Source organism: Changchengzhania lutea (assembly GCF_006974145.1).
Classification (GTDB): domain Bacteria; phylum Bacteroidota; class Bacteroidia; order Flavobacteriales; family Flavobacteriaceae; genus Changchengzhania; species Changchengzhania lutea.
This window is the reverse complement of record NZ_CP039456.1, coordinates 3209541-3223988: the sequence shown is the minus strand read 5'-3', so window position 1 is coordinate 3223988 and position 14448 is coordinate 3209541. Positions and strand designations below refer to the sequence as shown.

Annotated in this window: 11 protein-coding genes and 1 tRNA gene; 6 read left to right on the top strand and 6 right to left on the bottom strand. The window is 36.3% G+C overall.

Annotated elements, in window-relative coordinates; translation table 11 throughout:
• The first annotated feature begins 7 nt into the window (after positions 1-7).
• On the top strand, positions 8-1168 hold the full coding sequence (gene ribB, locus FAF07_RS14480; RefSeq protein WP_246067713.1) for a 3,4-dihydroxy-2-butanone-4-phosphate synthase: 1161 nt from the start codon (positions 8-10) through the stop codon (positions 1166-1168).
• On the opposite strand, the gene FAF07_RS14475 is transcribed toward ribB, so the two are convergent.
• The 3 genes from FAF07_RS14475 to FAF07_RS14465 all read right to left on the bottom strand — a co-directional run bounded on the left by FAF07_RS14475 (position 1165) and on the right by FAF07_RS14465 (position 4936).
• Entirely contained in the window at positions 1165-2703 is a 1539-nt protein-coding gene (locus FAF07_RS14475; protein WP_246067712.1) for a family 16 glycosylhydrolase, read from the bottom strand. The genes ribB and FAF07_RS14475 overlap by 4 nt on opposite strands.
• A gap of 124 nt (positions 2704-2827) precedes the next feature.
• Positions 2828-4021, bottom strand: coding sequence for a DegT/DnrJ/EryC1/StrS family aminotransferase (locus tag FAF07_RS14470; protein WP_142785778.1), 1194 nt, complete (start codon positions 4019-4021; stop codon positions 2828-2830).
• 285 nt (positions 4022-4306) lie between these two features.
• Positions 4307-4936: an NAD(P)H-dependent oxidoreductase gene (locus FAF07_RS14465; protein ID WP_142785777.1), complete on the bottom strand. Its 630-nt coding sequence runs from the start codon at positions 4934-4936 to the stop codon at positions 4307-4309.
• A 184-nt stretch (positions 4937-5120) separates the two neighbouring features.
• On the opposite strand from FAF07_RS14465, the gene FAF07_RS14460 reads away from it, so the two are divergent.
• Positions 5121-5205: transfer RNA gene (locus FAF07_RS14460), tRNA-Ser, on the top strand.
• A 603-nt stretch (positions 5206-5808) separates the two neighbouring features.
• Here the strand turns inward: FAF07_RS14460 and FAF07_RS14455 are convergent.
• Entirely contained in the window at positions 5809-6918 is a 1110-nt protein-coding gene (locus FAF07_RS14455) for a formylglycine-generating enzyme family protein (RefSeq protein ID WP_142785776.1), read from the bottom strand.
• A gap of 249 nt (positions 6919-7167) precedes the next feature.
• Here FAF07_RS14455 and FAF07_RS14450 point away from each other — a divergent pair, with 249 nt between their 5' ends.
• Together FAF07_RS14450 and FAF07_RS14445 are read left to right on the top strand one after the other, a co-directional pair.
• A complete protein-coding gene (locus tag FAF07_RS14450) occupies positions 7168-8733 on the top strand; it encodes a hypothetical protein (protein ID WP_142785775.1) in 1566 nt (521 codons plus the stop codon).
• A gap of 70 nt (positions 8734-8803) precedes the next feature.
• On the top strand, positions 8804-9157 hold the full coding sequence (locus tag FAF07_RS14445; protein WP_142785774.1) for a nuclear transport factor 2 family protein: 354 nt from the start codon (positions 8804-8806) through the stop codon (positions 9155-9157).
• A gap of 143 nt (positions 9158-9300) precedes the next feature.
• Here the strand turns inward: FAF07_RS14445 and glyA are convergent, their stop codons facing one another.
• On the bottom strand, positions 9301-10572 hold the full coding sequence (glyA, locus tag FAF07_RS14440) for a serine hydroxymethyltransferase (protein WP_142785773.1): 1272 nt from the start codon (positions 10570-10572) through the stop codon (positions 9301-9303).
• A gap of 202 nt (positions 10573-10774) precedes the next feature.
• Here glyA and fahA point away from each other — a divergent pair, with 202 nt between their 5' ends.
• Together fahA and FAF07_RS14430 are read left to right on the top strand one after the other, a co-directional pair.
• Complete coding sequence (fahA, locus tag FAF07_RS14435; RefSeq protein ID WP_142785772.1) at positions 10775-12058, top strand: fumarylacetoacetase; 1284 nt, start codon at positions 10775-10777, stop codon at positions 12056-12058.
• Positions 12059-12259: 201 nt separating this feature from the next.
• Positions 12260-13438, top strand: coding sequence for a hypothetical protein (locus FAF07_RS14430; RefSeq protein WP_142785771.1), 1179 nt, complete (start codon positions 12260-12262; stop codon positions 13436-13438).
• A gap of 65 nt (positions 13439-13503) precedes the next feature.
• Here the strand turns inward: FAF07_RS14430 and FAF07_RS14425 are convergent, their stop codons facing one another.
• Entirely contained in the window at positions 13504-14337 is an 834-nt protein-coding gene (locus FAF07_RS14425; protein WP_142785770.1) for an IS5 family transposase, read from the bottom strand.
• Positions 14338-14448: the final 111 nt, after the last annotated feature.

The following is a 14448-nucleotide window of genomic DNA, read 5'->3' as shown; positions in this document are numbered from 1 at the left end:
TTACGCCATGATTATAGATACCATGACACCAAATAACACGTCTCCGTTTAAGTTAAACACCATACATGATGCTATTGAAGACATTAGAAATGGTAAGGTTATTATCGTAGTAGATGATGCTAACCGCGAGAATGAGGGCGATTTTGTGGCTGCTGCCGATAAGGTGACTCCAGAAATGATAAATTTTATGGCGACACATGGTAGAGGTCTTATTTGTGCTCCTTTAACCGAAAACAGATGTAAGGAATTGGAACTTAGCATGATGGTGCGTAATAACACAGATCCTTTAGAAACGGCTTTTACGGTGTCGGTAGATTTAAGAGGTCATGGTGTTACTACCGGAATATCTGCTAGTGATAGAGCCAAAACTGTTAAAGCACTCATAGATCCTAATATGAAGGCTTTTGAATTGGCAAGACCGGGACATATTTTTCCTTTGGTAGCTAAAGAAGGTGGTGTTCTACGACGCACGGGGCATACAGAGGCTGCTATAGATTTTGCAAGATTAGCGGGATTAGAGCCAGCTGGTGTTATTGTGGAAATCATGAATGAAGACGGTACTATGGCACGTTTACCGCAGCTGATGAAGGTGGCAAAAAAACTAGATTTAAAAATTGTTTCAATTGAAGATCTCGTGGCTTATCGTATGCAACATGACTCCTTAATTGAGAAAAAAGAAGATTTTCAAATTGAAACACGCTTTGGAAGCTTTAGATTAAGAGCCTATAAGCAAACAACTAACAATCAAATACATATAGCGCTAACCAAAGGACAATGGCATGACGATGAACCCGTTCTTACACGGATCAATTCAACACTCGTCAACAATGATATTTTAGGAACCTTAACCAATAATATTGATAAGCAACTAGATAAGATGATCCAGGTAATTAATGATGCTGGTAAAGGCGCCATTATTTTTATCAATCAAGAATCTCAGTCAATGAATATTTTAAAAAGATTGGCATTTCTTAAAGAGAATCAAAAAAATGAGAAGGTTGTTAAAGCACCTCGAATAAACATGGACACCAGGGATTTTGGTATAGGTGCACAAATTCTACATGACTTGAATATACATAAATTACGACTTATCTCTAATACCGAACAAACCAAACGCGTTGGATTGATTGGTTATGGCTTAGAGATTGTAGAGTATGTAAAATATTAATTCACAACTATTTTTTTTGTGGTTCTTTTAGAACCAGAATTAACATTTAATACATAAACACCAGGGGTTAAACCAGAAACATCAATAACATGGGTTGATTCTGATTTGCTCATAATAAGATTCCCTAAAATACTATATAGCCTTACACTATCAATAATTTCATTAGTCACGATCTTGATAGTATCTGAAGCTGGATTAGGAAAAATCTTGAATTCATTTGCTCTAATTTCATTCGTACCTAACCCAGAGTTTTGATATACGCGCACATAATCGATTACCATACTACTTTCAGTAAAATTAGAGTCAATGGTTCCTGCTACACCTCCCATGGCTATGTTAAGTAGAATATATTGGTCTTTATCAAAAGGCCAAGTATCACTATTTTTATTAGTAGGATTGTAAGTATAAAATCCAACGCCATCCACTAAAAAAGTGATTTGATTAGGTGACCAGTTTACCGAATATATATGAAAATTATTTGCTACGTCGCTAATTTCTTGAGAGGCCGTATTACTAGTGTTTCCAGAACTCGATGGTGTATGCAACGCACTTGAAGTATGATTTACGGTACCCAAACCATGTTCCATAATATCTATCTCACCACAAGCTGGCCAACTAGTTGTGCCAAAGCCTTGATTATCCCAATAACCTCCATCCTCATTTATATTTTTTCCTAAAGTCCATATGGCTGGCCAAGTACCATCACCACTGGGTAACTTTGCCCTAACATCTACTCTACCATAAGTGAATGCATACTTGGAGTTTAATCTGGCGGAGGTATACTGCTTTGTTTCTCCTTGGTCTGCAAAAGACTCCTTGATGGCTACGATATTTAAAAAACCGCTCTCAACAAACGAATTTTCTATGCGGTTTGTGTAATGTTGTTCTTCATTATTAAACCAACTCCCTCCTCCTGGCAATTGTGTTTGGTGAAACCAATTAGTAGCATTAATAGCATTTTTTCCAGATTCATTAAATTCATCAGCCCACACCAAATCAGTATACTCCACATCGATAGCATTAGGATCTGTAGGCGTTGAGCCATCATCAATATCATCAATCAAATAGGTTCTTGGTGTCGCGATGCCATCATCGATTATTATGGTTAACCTGCTATACTCTCCTGTACCACCAACGGTTGAAAAATCGAATGTCATGAGTGTCCATGCATTTTCTGAAGACATATTTAAATCCACTTGAATATCTGAATTTGTGCCCCTCTCTAACTTTAATCCTATGGTATGTACATTAGGGTCGAATGCATAAAACGATAATGTTATGGTTTTTTGAAGCTCTAAATCTATGGGGCTCGATAAATCTATATAAAAGCCTTGTCCTCCGGTAGAAGCTGCATGCTCAAACTGCCCTACTGGATTATTTGAATCTGTTGGCGATTGTCTAGTAGAAAAACTGCTTCCACCCCAAACACTAAAGTTATCAGCAGAATCAGAAAAGTCTATTGGCATCTGTTGACCGAAGGATAACTGAAAAATGAAATATATGAAACATGAAGCTTTTAAGTAGTTGAATTTCATAGTTTGATTTTTTTATAAAACTAACTACTAAACATTCCGCATAAAAACATTTACACCATACAAAAACCATACACCCGTTAGATATGTATGGTTTTTAAGAATTTTTTAAATAATTAGAATATAACTAAATGGAATTCTGGATAATTTCAACCATTTTAAGCGCTCTAGCTTTCACTTCATCTTCAGTCCAAGAGAGTTTTATTAGGCAAGAGATGTTTCTGCCAATATAATGATCAGACTTTTGGAAGGTTTTAGTTTGAAGGTACTCTAAACCTTGCTTTACTTCCGTAGAAATTGGGAATAACGATTTTAAATCTTTTAGATGATCCCATTTCCTGATATAGTGCCAATTGTTATCAAAATAATGAAAACAAGCATCTATCCCGTTAGCCTTAAACTCATCAGAAACTTGACGTGCTATTTCCAAATCTGGTAAAAAGAAATTTAAAAAGGCATAGCTCTCCTCGCCACCTTCTGGTATGGTTCTAAAGGTGACTTCTAGAATTTGTGACAAGGCATTGCGTAATATGGTATAATTCCTTTTCTGAATATCTAGAAACTCGGGCAAACGCTTTACTTGTGCCAACCCCACTGCTGCGTGCAGTTCTGAAATCCTAAAATTATAGCCTAAGAACGGATGCGTTTCTGCGCCTCTATCGTTTCCATTATGGTCATGACCATGATCGCTATAGTGATCTGCATTTGTATAAAATTCTTGATTGTTGGTAATGACTGCACCACCTTCCCCACAGGTAATGGTTTTTACAAAATCGAACGAGAAACACCCCAAATCGCCAATACTTCCTAAAGGCTTTCCTTTATAAGAACCACCAATCGCTTGACATGCATCTTCAACTAAAAGAAGCTTATGGTTATTGCAGATGGCTTGAAGCGCACCCATATGCCCCATACTACCGCACATTTGGACGACCATGATGGCTTTCGTTTTTGGCGTTATAGCATTTTCGACAGCTTCGGGGTTTAGCGTTAGCGTGTCATCTATATCTACCAAAACCGGGATAGCACCAAGCATCATAATAGCTTCAAAGCTGGCCACAAATGTAAAGGTTGGCATAATAACCTCGTCCCCTGCTCCAACACCCGCTGCGGCCAATGCTACAGAGACTGCTGCCGTTCCGCTTGACACCAGTTGGACATGTTTAGATTGAAAGGCTTTTTGCAACTCTGTTTCTAATTCCTTGGACTTCCAGTGGCCATTACGCATACCGTCAAATCCGTAGCGCATTAACACGCCACTGTCTAAAACATTGTGTACTTCCTTGCGTTCTAAATCTCCAAATAATTCAAATCCTGGCATAATATCGTTTCAATTTTGTCTCAAAATTACAACTAAAAAAAGCAATAAAAAAAGTGAAATTCATTAAGTTTTCCAGTCTTCTGCGTTAGGGATTGATGCGGCATCCTTTTTAAATTGCTAGCACTACATTTATTAGTACGTAAACAATACACTGATAGCCACGCTGCTTATTTATAACTATGTCGTTTTAAAAAGATATAGCCTTTCGACTACGCTCAAGATAAACTACAAGCCCGAACTCCCGATAGCTATCGGGAGTGGTAACGCCCAAATTAATCAGCTTGATTAGAATTCTATAACGGCTTCGTGAATTGGCTTTCTTACTTTCTCGAGGTCTGCAAAAATATCATCTTTATGACGATATCCTACCGGAAGGAGTAGAACGGATTTTAAATTTTTTTCTTTTAAATGGAGCAGCTCATCAAATTTATTTGGCAGAAAACCTTCCATTGGGCAGGAATCTATGTGCTCGATGGCACAAACCGTCATTAAGTTTCCGAGAGCAATGTAGGCTTGGTTTTTAGACCATTGTTGTTGCCCGCTCACCGTCATGTTTTCCATCATGTCTACGAGTTGCTGTTTATAGGGATTAAGAATATTATCTGAGGTGTTACGAATGGACTTGATATTTTTGTAATAATTGACTACATCTGTAGTATCAATATCTTCTTGGATACAAATAACCAATAAATGCGAGGCCTCTAACAACTGTCTCTGCTGAAATGCATGGGGCACTAATGTTTCTCTGAGCTGCTCGTCTTTAATAACCAACATTTTAATGGTTTGCAAACCAAATGATGTTGCTGTGAGGTTAAAGGCTTTTTTTAGTACTTGTAACTTATTATTTTCTAACTTTTTTTTAGGGTCAAATTTCTTGGTGGCATAGCGCCATTCCAATTGTTTTATGGTATCCATTACAGGGTAATTTTTTTTGCAAAAATACGGATTAACGGTTTAATTTATTGAGTGGACTGATAGAATTAACCAATAGTGGGCGTGCTTAAATTTATTTTTAAAAAATTGATATTATATTTGAAAGAATTAAAAAAGGGTTCTATATTTGCACCCGCATATCAGGGCAACCTGATACGGCACTCAAGGAGAAATGGCAGAGTGGTCGAATGCGGCAGTCTTGAAAACTGTTGAGGGTCACACCTCCGGGGGTTCGAATCCCTCTTTCTCCGCTAGGAATTAATCAAATCCCATAAATATTATGTTTATGGGGTTTTTTAATTTTACCAATTATCAAACCATCAATCTGATAGTCGTTTTAAATATTCAGTTGGGTATCAAGAATTCAGTTTATAAACAACACCAATGCATTCCATAAAGTATGCAAGAAGATAAGTATTTGTTTACTACAACCTTTCTATATTTGTCTAAATTCTACTAAAAAATTTACTTCAGTAACCCGTGCAATCATTTTGAATGTACAATTTCAGAAATCCAAATATCTCTAATATTATCATTTAAAAAGAGTAAGGCTCTAATAGGTTACATATATATCGTATTATGTCAATCTCCTTAGATATATATTACTTTTTTTGCACATGGAAATTTGGTTAAATATATTACAATTTACAAGCATGCTTTTCGCCTTCGGTGTCATAGTATTTATTTCATTTAAAAAATTACAAGAACAGTTTAAAAACAAATAAGTCATATATTTAAGTCAAACAACTTCATTAATTATAAGAAACGGAAAATGTTTAAAAAATGATTCTAGTCCCAATGGCAGATCGCCTGTGGTTTCAATCAGAATTTATAAAAGAGTCGGCGTATAAGTATCACTTAGTCTTTTTTAGCATATCCAAAGTCGCAACGGTTCTAAAGCCCAAATGCTCCAAAGACGATTTTGTATCCGTACCCATTTTTGAGGAAACTCTATAACTTGCACAATACGAGGCGCTGCATAAAAATGATCCGCCTTTTATAATCTTTTCTTGAATGTACGGATTATTAGGATTATAAGCTTCCCCTGCTCCTTGAGGGTTTACGACTGTAGATCCCATGTTGGAAAGTTCTTTATAATAGTTGACATGGTACCAATCGTTGGTCCATTCCCAAACATTACCGGCCATATCAAATAATCCGAAACCATTGGCAGGATACGATTTTACGGGTGCCAATCTTTCATATCCATCCATAGTGGTATTATTTAATGGGAATTCACCTTCCCAGGTGTTTGCCATTTTTGAAAGCAAAGAATCATCATTCCCCCAAAAGTAAATGGCATCATATTTTCCAGCTCTAGCGGCATACTCCCACTCTGCCTCTGTAGGTAGTCTTCTACCCGCCCAAATGCAATAAGCTTCAGCATCTTCAAAAGAGATATGTACAACAGGGTAATTATCCTTTCCTTCAATAGAACTACCGTCACCCTGAGGGTGTTTCCAACTGGCACCAATGCTCCAATGCCACCACTGGGAGTAATCAAACAAATTAGGTACAGCGCTTTTTACTTTTTTAAACGTTAAAGAGCCTGGTTGCAAAATAGAATCATGGGGTTTCGGGGTGCCAAGTGGTAGTTGTTGTTTCATATCTTCCCAAATAATACCTTGCTCCGCGGTAGTTATATAACCAGTAGCCTGAACGAATTTTGAGAATTCTGCGTTAGTTACTTCAGTCATATCCATAAAAAACCCATCTACCCTAACAGCATGTGCGGGCTTTTCATGAGTCATGGCAGTATCATCTTGTGGCACCGCCCCTTGATTAAAAGTGCCACCAGGAATCCAGACCATACCATTAGGCGCTTCTGGAACCTCTGGAATTTCAATTGCTGTTCGAGTTTGAGCTTTTTTTTCGGAATCTTTACATCCTATAATTATTAAAGCGCAAAATAGAAGATTACAAATCAAAACCAGTCTAAGAGTTTTGTAATAATTGATTTTCATTTTAAAGTATATTGTTTTATGTTTTTTTTAATTTCACTACATCCCTTATTAAACTCATCTTCTGATATTCTAACGAATTTCAAAGAAGTTTCTAATATAACGCTATTCAATAAAATAACATGTTTTAGCAGTCATGATATTGCTTTTATAGCAAACAAATTTTCAATTTCTCAATTTTTAGTACAATCTATACTATTTCATAAAATCAAAAGTTATATTTTTAGCTCGTAATAAGCCTTAGCAATTATAATGAAACGATCCCTATATATTTTATCTGCCTTACTATTTATAATCCTTTGGAGCTCCTGCCGAAAGGATTTTGAGTTTTCACCAAATACGGGACGCTTAGAGTTTTCCAAAGACACAGTGTATTTAGATACTGTTTTTACAGATATTGGTTCTAGTACCTATAACTTAAAAGTATACAACCGAAGCAGTGATGATATTCTTATTCCTTCAATAAAATTAGCTAATGGAGAAATGTCCAATTACCGCTTAAATGTCGATGGACTCGCAGGTAAGCAATTTGAAGACATCCAGATATTGGGCAAAGACAGTCTTTTTATTTTTATCGAATCTACCATAGATATCAATGCTTTTAGTAGTACGAATGGTCAATTTTTATACACCGATAAAATAGAATTTGATTCGGGTGCTAATCTTCAAGACGTCCATTTAGTTACCTTAGTTCAAGATGCTGTTTTTATTTATCCTGAGAGGGATAATACCACGAAAATAGTAGAAACCCTCACGCTAAACATAGATGGTGAACTGGTTGAAACCGATCTCCAAGGTCGAGAACTTCTTCCTAAAGAATTGACTTTTACAAACAAGAAACCCTATGTTATTTATGGCTTTTCGGCGGTACCTGCTGGCGAAACCTTAACTATTGAGGCAGGATCACGCATTCACTTTCATGCCGATTCAGGACTCATCGTATCCAATGGCGCATCGCTACAGGTTAACGGAGCGTTTAGTGACAATCAAGATACTTTAGAGAACGAGGTTATTTTTGAAGGTGATCGCTTAGAGTCTGATTTTTCAGAAACACCTGGGCAGTGGGGCACTATTTGGCTGCTAGATGGCAGTATCAATAATACGATTAATTATGCCACTATTAAAAATGCCTCCGTTGGGATATTATGTGACGGAAATCCGGATGCTATTTCAGATAAATTAACCATTACAAATTCGCAAATTTATAACTCTAGTAATTTTGGGATTTTAGGAAGAAACACGTCCATTCATGGCGAGAATGTGGTGATTAATAATTCCGGGCAATCTTCATTTGCAGGAACATTGGGCGGTAAGTACAATTTTACACACAGTACGATTACTAATTATTGGGATAGAGGTTTTAGACAATTGCCTGCCGTACTCCTTAATAGTTTTGTTTTAGACGAAGATAACAATGCCACCATTGCCGATTTATCTGAAGCCAATTTTAATAACTGTATTATTTACGGTAATGATAATCCCGAAATTGTGCTGGATGAAATTGAAGATGATGCCGTTAACTTCAACTTTAAATTTACCAATTGCCTGATTCGGTTCGATGCGAATACTAGTGATTTAACTAGCCTAAATTATGACTTTAATGACGCAAATCATTACGATGGTAATATTTTTAATGAAGACCCAGATTTTCAAAATACCGGATTAAATCTGTTGGTAATTGGAGAAGCATCCGCTGGTATTAATCAAGGTTTATCTTCTTTTGCTACTCAAGTACCAATTGATATTTGGAATGTTAATAGAACATCTTCGCCAGATTTAGGAGCCTATCAGCATATCGTTTTACCAGAGGAAGATTAACGCAGTCTTAATATCTAAATGATTCGTTTTTAAGTATTTTTAGTTTGTAATCAATCAAAAAAACGAAATCATGAAAAACGCACTTATCCTATTTTTATTACTATCATCGTATTCATTTGCGCAAATTAGCGAAAATCATAAGGGGGTTGAAAAAGCCTGCATGAACTATATTGAAGGCTTTTACGAAGGTGACGAAAGTAAACTTAAAGAAAGCTTACAACCGTCATTAAATAAATTTGGGTTTTGGAAAGACAAAACTTCTGGAGAATACTATCAAGAAGATTATATGAGTTATGGTAAAGCCCTTGGTTATGCAAGAAATGTGCTAGAGAAAAAGCAATTTCCTAATGAAAAAGCTCCAAAAAAAGTGGAAGTCTTAGATATTGGTAAGGTCATAGCATCAGCCAAAGTTACTGCCTGGTGAGGTATTGATTATATTTTGCTTTCTAAATGCGGTGATAAATGGATGATTGAACAAGTATTGTGGGAAGGCCCGCTGGAAAGAGAAGTAAATTAAATAAAAACCCTGCTTAAAGCAGGGTTTTTATTGTGTAAAATCTAAAATTTTTAAACAAACAAAGGCTTATCGCTCATCATAGCATTCACTTTTGTTTTTACCGTTTCCAAAACGCTATCGTCTTCAAAGTTCGCAATCACATCATCTATCAATTCAACAATAGTTAACATATCGGCTTCTTTTAAACCGCGTGTTGTTATAGCAGCAGTTCCTAAACGAATTCCAGATGTTGTAAATGGCGATTTGTCATCAAAAGGCACCATGTTTTTGTTAGCCGTAATATCGGCCCTTACAAGCGCTTGCTCAGCATCTTTACCAGAAATATTCTTATTTCGCAAATCGATAAGCATCATATGATTATCTGTTCCTCCTGAAATAATGTGATAGTCTTTGGCTACCAAAGCTTCTGCCATAGCTGCAGCATTCTGCTTCACTTGTAATTGGTAATGTAAAAATTCATCCGTCAAAGCCTCACCAAATGCAATGGCTTTAGCAGCGATAATATGCTCTAAAGGACCTCCTTGATTTCCAGGAAAAACAGCAGAATCTAATAAAGAAGACATCTTTCTAAGACTTCCGTTTTTTAAGGTAATACCAAAAGGGTTATCAAAATCCTGCCCCATCATAATCATGCCTCCTCGTGGACCTCGCAATGTTTTATGGGTTGTTGTGGTTACAACATGGCAATGTGGTAACGGATCGTTTAAAATACCTTTAGCAATCAATCCTGCAGGGTGTGAGATATCTGCCAATAAAATCGCATCAACGCTATCTGCGATCACTCTGAAACGCTCAAAATCTATATCACGGGAATATGCAGATGCACCAGCGATGATTAACTTGGGTTGCTCCTTAGTGGCTATTCCCTGTATTTTATCATAATTCAAAACGCCAGTTTCCTTCTCTACCCCGTAAAAAACCGGGTTGTATAAACGACCAGAAAAATTAACTGGAGATCCATGGGTTAAATGCCCACCATGAGATAAATCGAAGCCTAATATTTTATCGCCAGGTTTAATACAAGCATGATAAACAGCAGTGTTTGCCTGACTTCCAGAATGGGGTTGTACATTTACGTAAGCCGCTCCAAACAATGCTTTTGCTCTATCAATTGCTATTTGTTCGACCTCATCTACCACTTCACAGCCGCCGTAATAACGCTTTCCAGGATATCCTTCGGCATATTTATTGGTTAAAACAGACCCTGCAGCTTCCATAACCTGGTTGCTAACAAAGTTTTCTGAAGCAATAAGTTCCAGACCGTGTAATTGACGTTCTTTTTCTGCTTCAATGAGTTCAAAAATTTGTTCGTCGCGTTGCATAAAGTTTATATTCTAGTTAAAGTTGAGCAAAAATAGCAAATAGATTATTTAAATACTTCAAAAAACATATATTTACCCTTAAGTTGTAAACCATTTTATTAACGGTTACATTAAACCCAAATTTTGCGCGTTTATTTCTATTAAAATAAAAAAAATGTGTAGGTTTGATTAGAATAATATAAACATTTAATACTCATAAGTTATGCCATTATCCGCTAACAATCCAGATAGAAAATCGTGGTTACACGTTGATAAGAATTCAGATTTCCCTATTCAAAATATACCATTTGGTGTCTTTTTGACGAGAGATGATGTGATTACCATTGGAACACGTATTGGTGATACCGCTATAGATTTAGGAGCCTTGCATCAATTAGGCTATTTTGATGGTATTCCTTTAACAGATGACATTTTCCTTCAAGACACTTTAAATGACTTTATAGCTGATGGCCGAAAAACTTGGCGCGCTGTAAGAAATAGAATTGCAGAGATTTTTGATGCTGAAAACACATCGCTTAAAAATGACAAGAAAAATAAAGAAACCGTATTGTTTCGTTTAGACGAGATTGAAATGCAACTCCCAGTTCACATTGGGGATTATACAGATTTTTACTCAAGCATTGAACATGCCACAAACGTAGGCACGATGTTTAGAGACCCTGATAATGCCCTTTTACCAAACTGGTTACACATTCCTGTAGGTTATCATGGTAGAAGCTCATCCATTATTCCATCAGGTATTCCAGTACACCGTCCACAAGGGCAAACCTTACCCAACGGTGCTTCAGAACCTGTCTTCGGACCGAGTAAATTAATAGATTTCGAATTAGAAATGGCTTTTATTACTACCGATGCCAACGATTTAGGTGAACCCATTCCACTTGAAGAAGCGGAAACCTATATATTCGGATTGGTACTATTGAACGATTGGAGCGCGCGTGATATTCAGAAATGGGAATATGTCCCATTAGGGCCGTTTTTAGCTAAAAGCTTTGCATCATCAATCTCACCGTGGATTGTAACCTTAGATGCTTTAGAACCTTACCGTGTTGAAGGTCCGAAACCATTAAAGCCTCAGCTAAATTATTTAAAATACAAAGGCAAAAAAAGTTTTGACATTCAATTAGAAGTGTCCATTCAGCCAAAAGGTGCTAAAGAATCGGTTGTTAGTAAATCAAATTTCAAATACATGTATTGGAATATGGCGCAGCAACTAGCGCATCATACCGTTAACGGATGTCCTGTAAATTCTGGAGACATGATGGGTAGTGGCACCATATCTGGTCCTACACCAGAATCTTATGGCTCAATGCTAGAGTTAACTTGGCGTGGTGAAAAACCACTTAAAATGAAAGATGGTACCGAACGTAAATTTATAAATGATAACGATACCGTTATTATGCGTGGTCATTGCGAAAAAGACGGCACACGCATTGGTTTTGGTGAAGTAGCCACAACCTTGCTTCCTATTTATTCCAAAAAATAAAGCGCTTCCCGTTCACTATATAATTTAAAAAAAACTTTTAAGCCATCCTATGTTGAGTATTTAAGCTCATAGGATGGCTTCACTAATTACACTTACGCATAACACTCAATGTCTTTTCATCGGATTTATTAGTATTTTGTCTATTATTTTCCTACTTTAGTCCATCATAAAATGATAGTCCCACAATCTAATATGTAACCTATGAAGAAATTATTACTCTCTACTATAGCACTTGCCTTATTGATAGCTTGTAGCATCAGCAAAAAAATGGAGAAAAAATTAAGCGTCGGTCATTACGACAGCGCCATTTCTGATGCCATTAGTAAATTGCGAACAAATAAAGATAAAAGAGGAAAAGCGGATTTTATACTCATGCTAGAAGAAGCTTATATTAAAGCGACCGAACGTGATTTAAGTGATATCGATTTCCTAAAAAAAGACAATAATCCAGAAAATTATATTCGTATTTATGATAGGTATGTGGGTTTAAATGAGCGTCAAGAACGTATTAAACCACTCTTACCGCTATATGTCAATGGTCGGGAAATTAAATTGACTTTTAATAACTACATCAATCAAATTATAAATTACAAAAACAACGCAAGCGAACAAATCTATAATAATACAAAACCATTATTAACCTCTAGTAATAAATTAGATATTAGAAATGCCTACAATGCTTTACAGGATATTGAAAATATTAATCCCAATTATAAAGATGTACGTCAATTAATGGATGTCGCGCATCAAAAAGGCACGGACTATATTTTAGTGAATATGATGAACGATTCAGGAAAAATCATCCCAGAGCGCTTAGAAAATGATTTATTAAATTTTAGTAGCTATGGTCTTAACAATTTCTGGGCGGTATACCATAGTTCTTCAGAAGATAGTGTAAATTACGATTATAATATGCTTGTGAATTTAAGAGGCATAGATATTTCACCGGAGCAAATTAAAGAGCATCAAATCATCAAAGAGAAAGAGATTGCAGACGGTAAAAAAAATTTGTTAGACGATCGTGGAAAAATTGTTAAAGACAGTCTTGGTAATAACATTCAAGTAGATAATTTAAAAACGGTCCGCTGCGAATACTACGAATTTAAACAATTTAAATCCACACAAGTCACCGGTAACGTAGAGTATATCAATTTAAACACCAAGCAATTGGTTGATGCGTTTCCCGTTTCTAGCACCTTTGTTTTCGAACATGTTTATGCCACGTCTAGAGGTGACAGAAGAGCCTTGGAAACCGACTTGATACCATTTTTAGAGCGACGTGCAGTACCCTTCCCTACTGAAGAACAAATGATTTATGATGCCGGTGAAGACTTAAAACTTCAGCTTAAAAATATCATTAATTCCTATACTTTAAATTAAAGAAAAAGACCTAAAATATTATACGGAGTTCATTTGTTTAAGTGTTGTTTTGATATGGAACTCATTTAAACTTTTTGTATTTCTTTTTTTTTAAATTTTTTGAGAGCTATAACAATGAATGACAGATAATTAAATCCTAACCAGCTAGCGACCGTTGTGTCAAACCTATTTAGCAGTGATCGGAAGCTATCCATCCAAGCATTGGTTCGTTCTATGGCATACCTTTGGCTGTATAGGTCTTGGTCGAAATATTCGTCCCTTTCTGTATTTCCGTTACGTTTGTTAAAACATATATTGGCATTAATATCTTTATTGCTACAGGATTTTCTGAAATCTTTTGAATCAAATCCTGCATCAGCATTGAGAAATAGACCATCTACAGAAATTTTCGCTTGTTCTAGTGTTCCGGTAACCACTTCAAATTGCACTTCGATATCATAAAGATCATTGTGGTTGCCCGCTAAAGGTTCAGACATTGCGATGGGCAACCCTTGTCTGTCACTCAAATAGAGCGCATTGGTGGTCTTTCGCTTTTTCCTGCCTTGATATTCCACCTGTTCGCCTCCTCTGATGGCTGGTGTATGGCTACCATCTAAATCCACACTAGAAAGGTCTAGCTTTGCTCTGTGCTTATCTAAGAAACCTATCCAACACGCCTTCCAGACTCCGTTGACACTCCATTTTCGGTAATGATAATATACGGATTCCCAACATAACGACTTTTCCTCAAAAAACACCCGCGTTGGTAATTGGTGCCATTGAACACCTGTTTTCAGCTTGTAAAGAATGGCATTAACAATCTCAACCAAGGGGACCGTTGGTGGAAATCCTCGTTTTGGTAATGGTAGGTGTGGAATAATTTCCATTTCTATTGTATCTTTGTCTAGTACTGTGTACATAAGGGGTTGCTTTTTAATATTTTTCGTATGGTAACGCAAATATCGGCAACCCTTTTTAATTTGCTTTAAAAAGTTTAAATCACTTCACTAGAAAATTGGTAGAAGAAAAGA

Bases quoted from the DNA above. Each gene is read 5' to 3' on its own strand.
- ribB (WP_246067713.1), top strand. From the start codon at position 8: ATGATTATAGATACCATGACACCAAATAACACGTCTCCGTTTAAGTTA.
- FAF07_RS14475 (WP_246067712.1), bottom strand. From the start codon at position 2,703: ATGAAATTCAACTACTTAAAAGCTTCATGTTTCATATATTTCATTTTT.
- FAF07_RS14470 (WP_142785778.1), bottom strand. From the start codon at position 4,021: ATGCCAGGATTTGAATTATTTGGAGATTTAGAACGCAAGGAAGTACAC.
- FAF07_RS14465 (WP_142785777.1), bottom strand. From the start codon at position 4,936: ATGGATACCATAAAACAATTGGAATGGCGCTATGCCACCAAGAAATTT.
- FAF07_RS14455 (WP_142785776.1), bottom strand. From the start codon at position 6,918: ATGAAAATCAATTATTACAAAACTCTTAGACTGGTTTTGATTTGTAAT.
- FAF07_RS14450 (WP_142785775.1), top strand. From the start codon at position 7,168: ATGAAACGATCCCTATATATTTTATCTGCCTTACTATTTATAATCCTT.
- FAF07_RS14445 (WP_142785774.1), top strand. From the start codon at position 8,804: ATGAAAAACGCACTTATCCTATTTTTATTACTATCATCGTATTCATTT.
- glyA (WP_142785773.1), bottom strand. From the start codon at position 10,572: ATGCAACGCGACGAACAAATTTTTGAACTCATTGAAGCAGAAAAAGAA.
- fahA (WP_142785772.1), top strand. From the start codon at position 10,775: ATGCCATTATCCGCTAACAATCCAGATAGAAAATCGTGGTTACACGTT.
- FAF07_RS14430 (WP_142785771.1), top strand. From the start codon at position 12,260: ATGAAGAAATTATTACTCTCTACTATAGCACTTGCCTTATTGATAGCT.
- FAF07_RS14425 (WP_142785770.1), bottom strand. From the start codon at position 14,337: ATGTACACAGTACTAGACAAAGATACAATAGAAATGGAAATTATTCCA.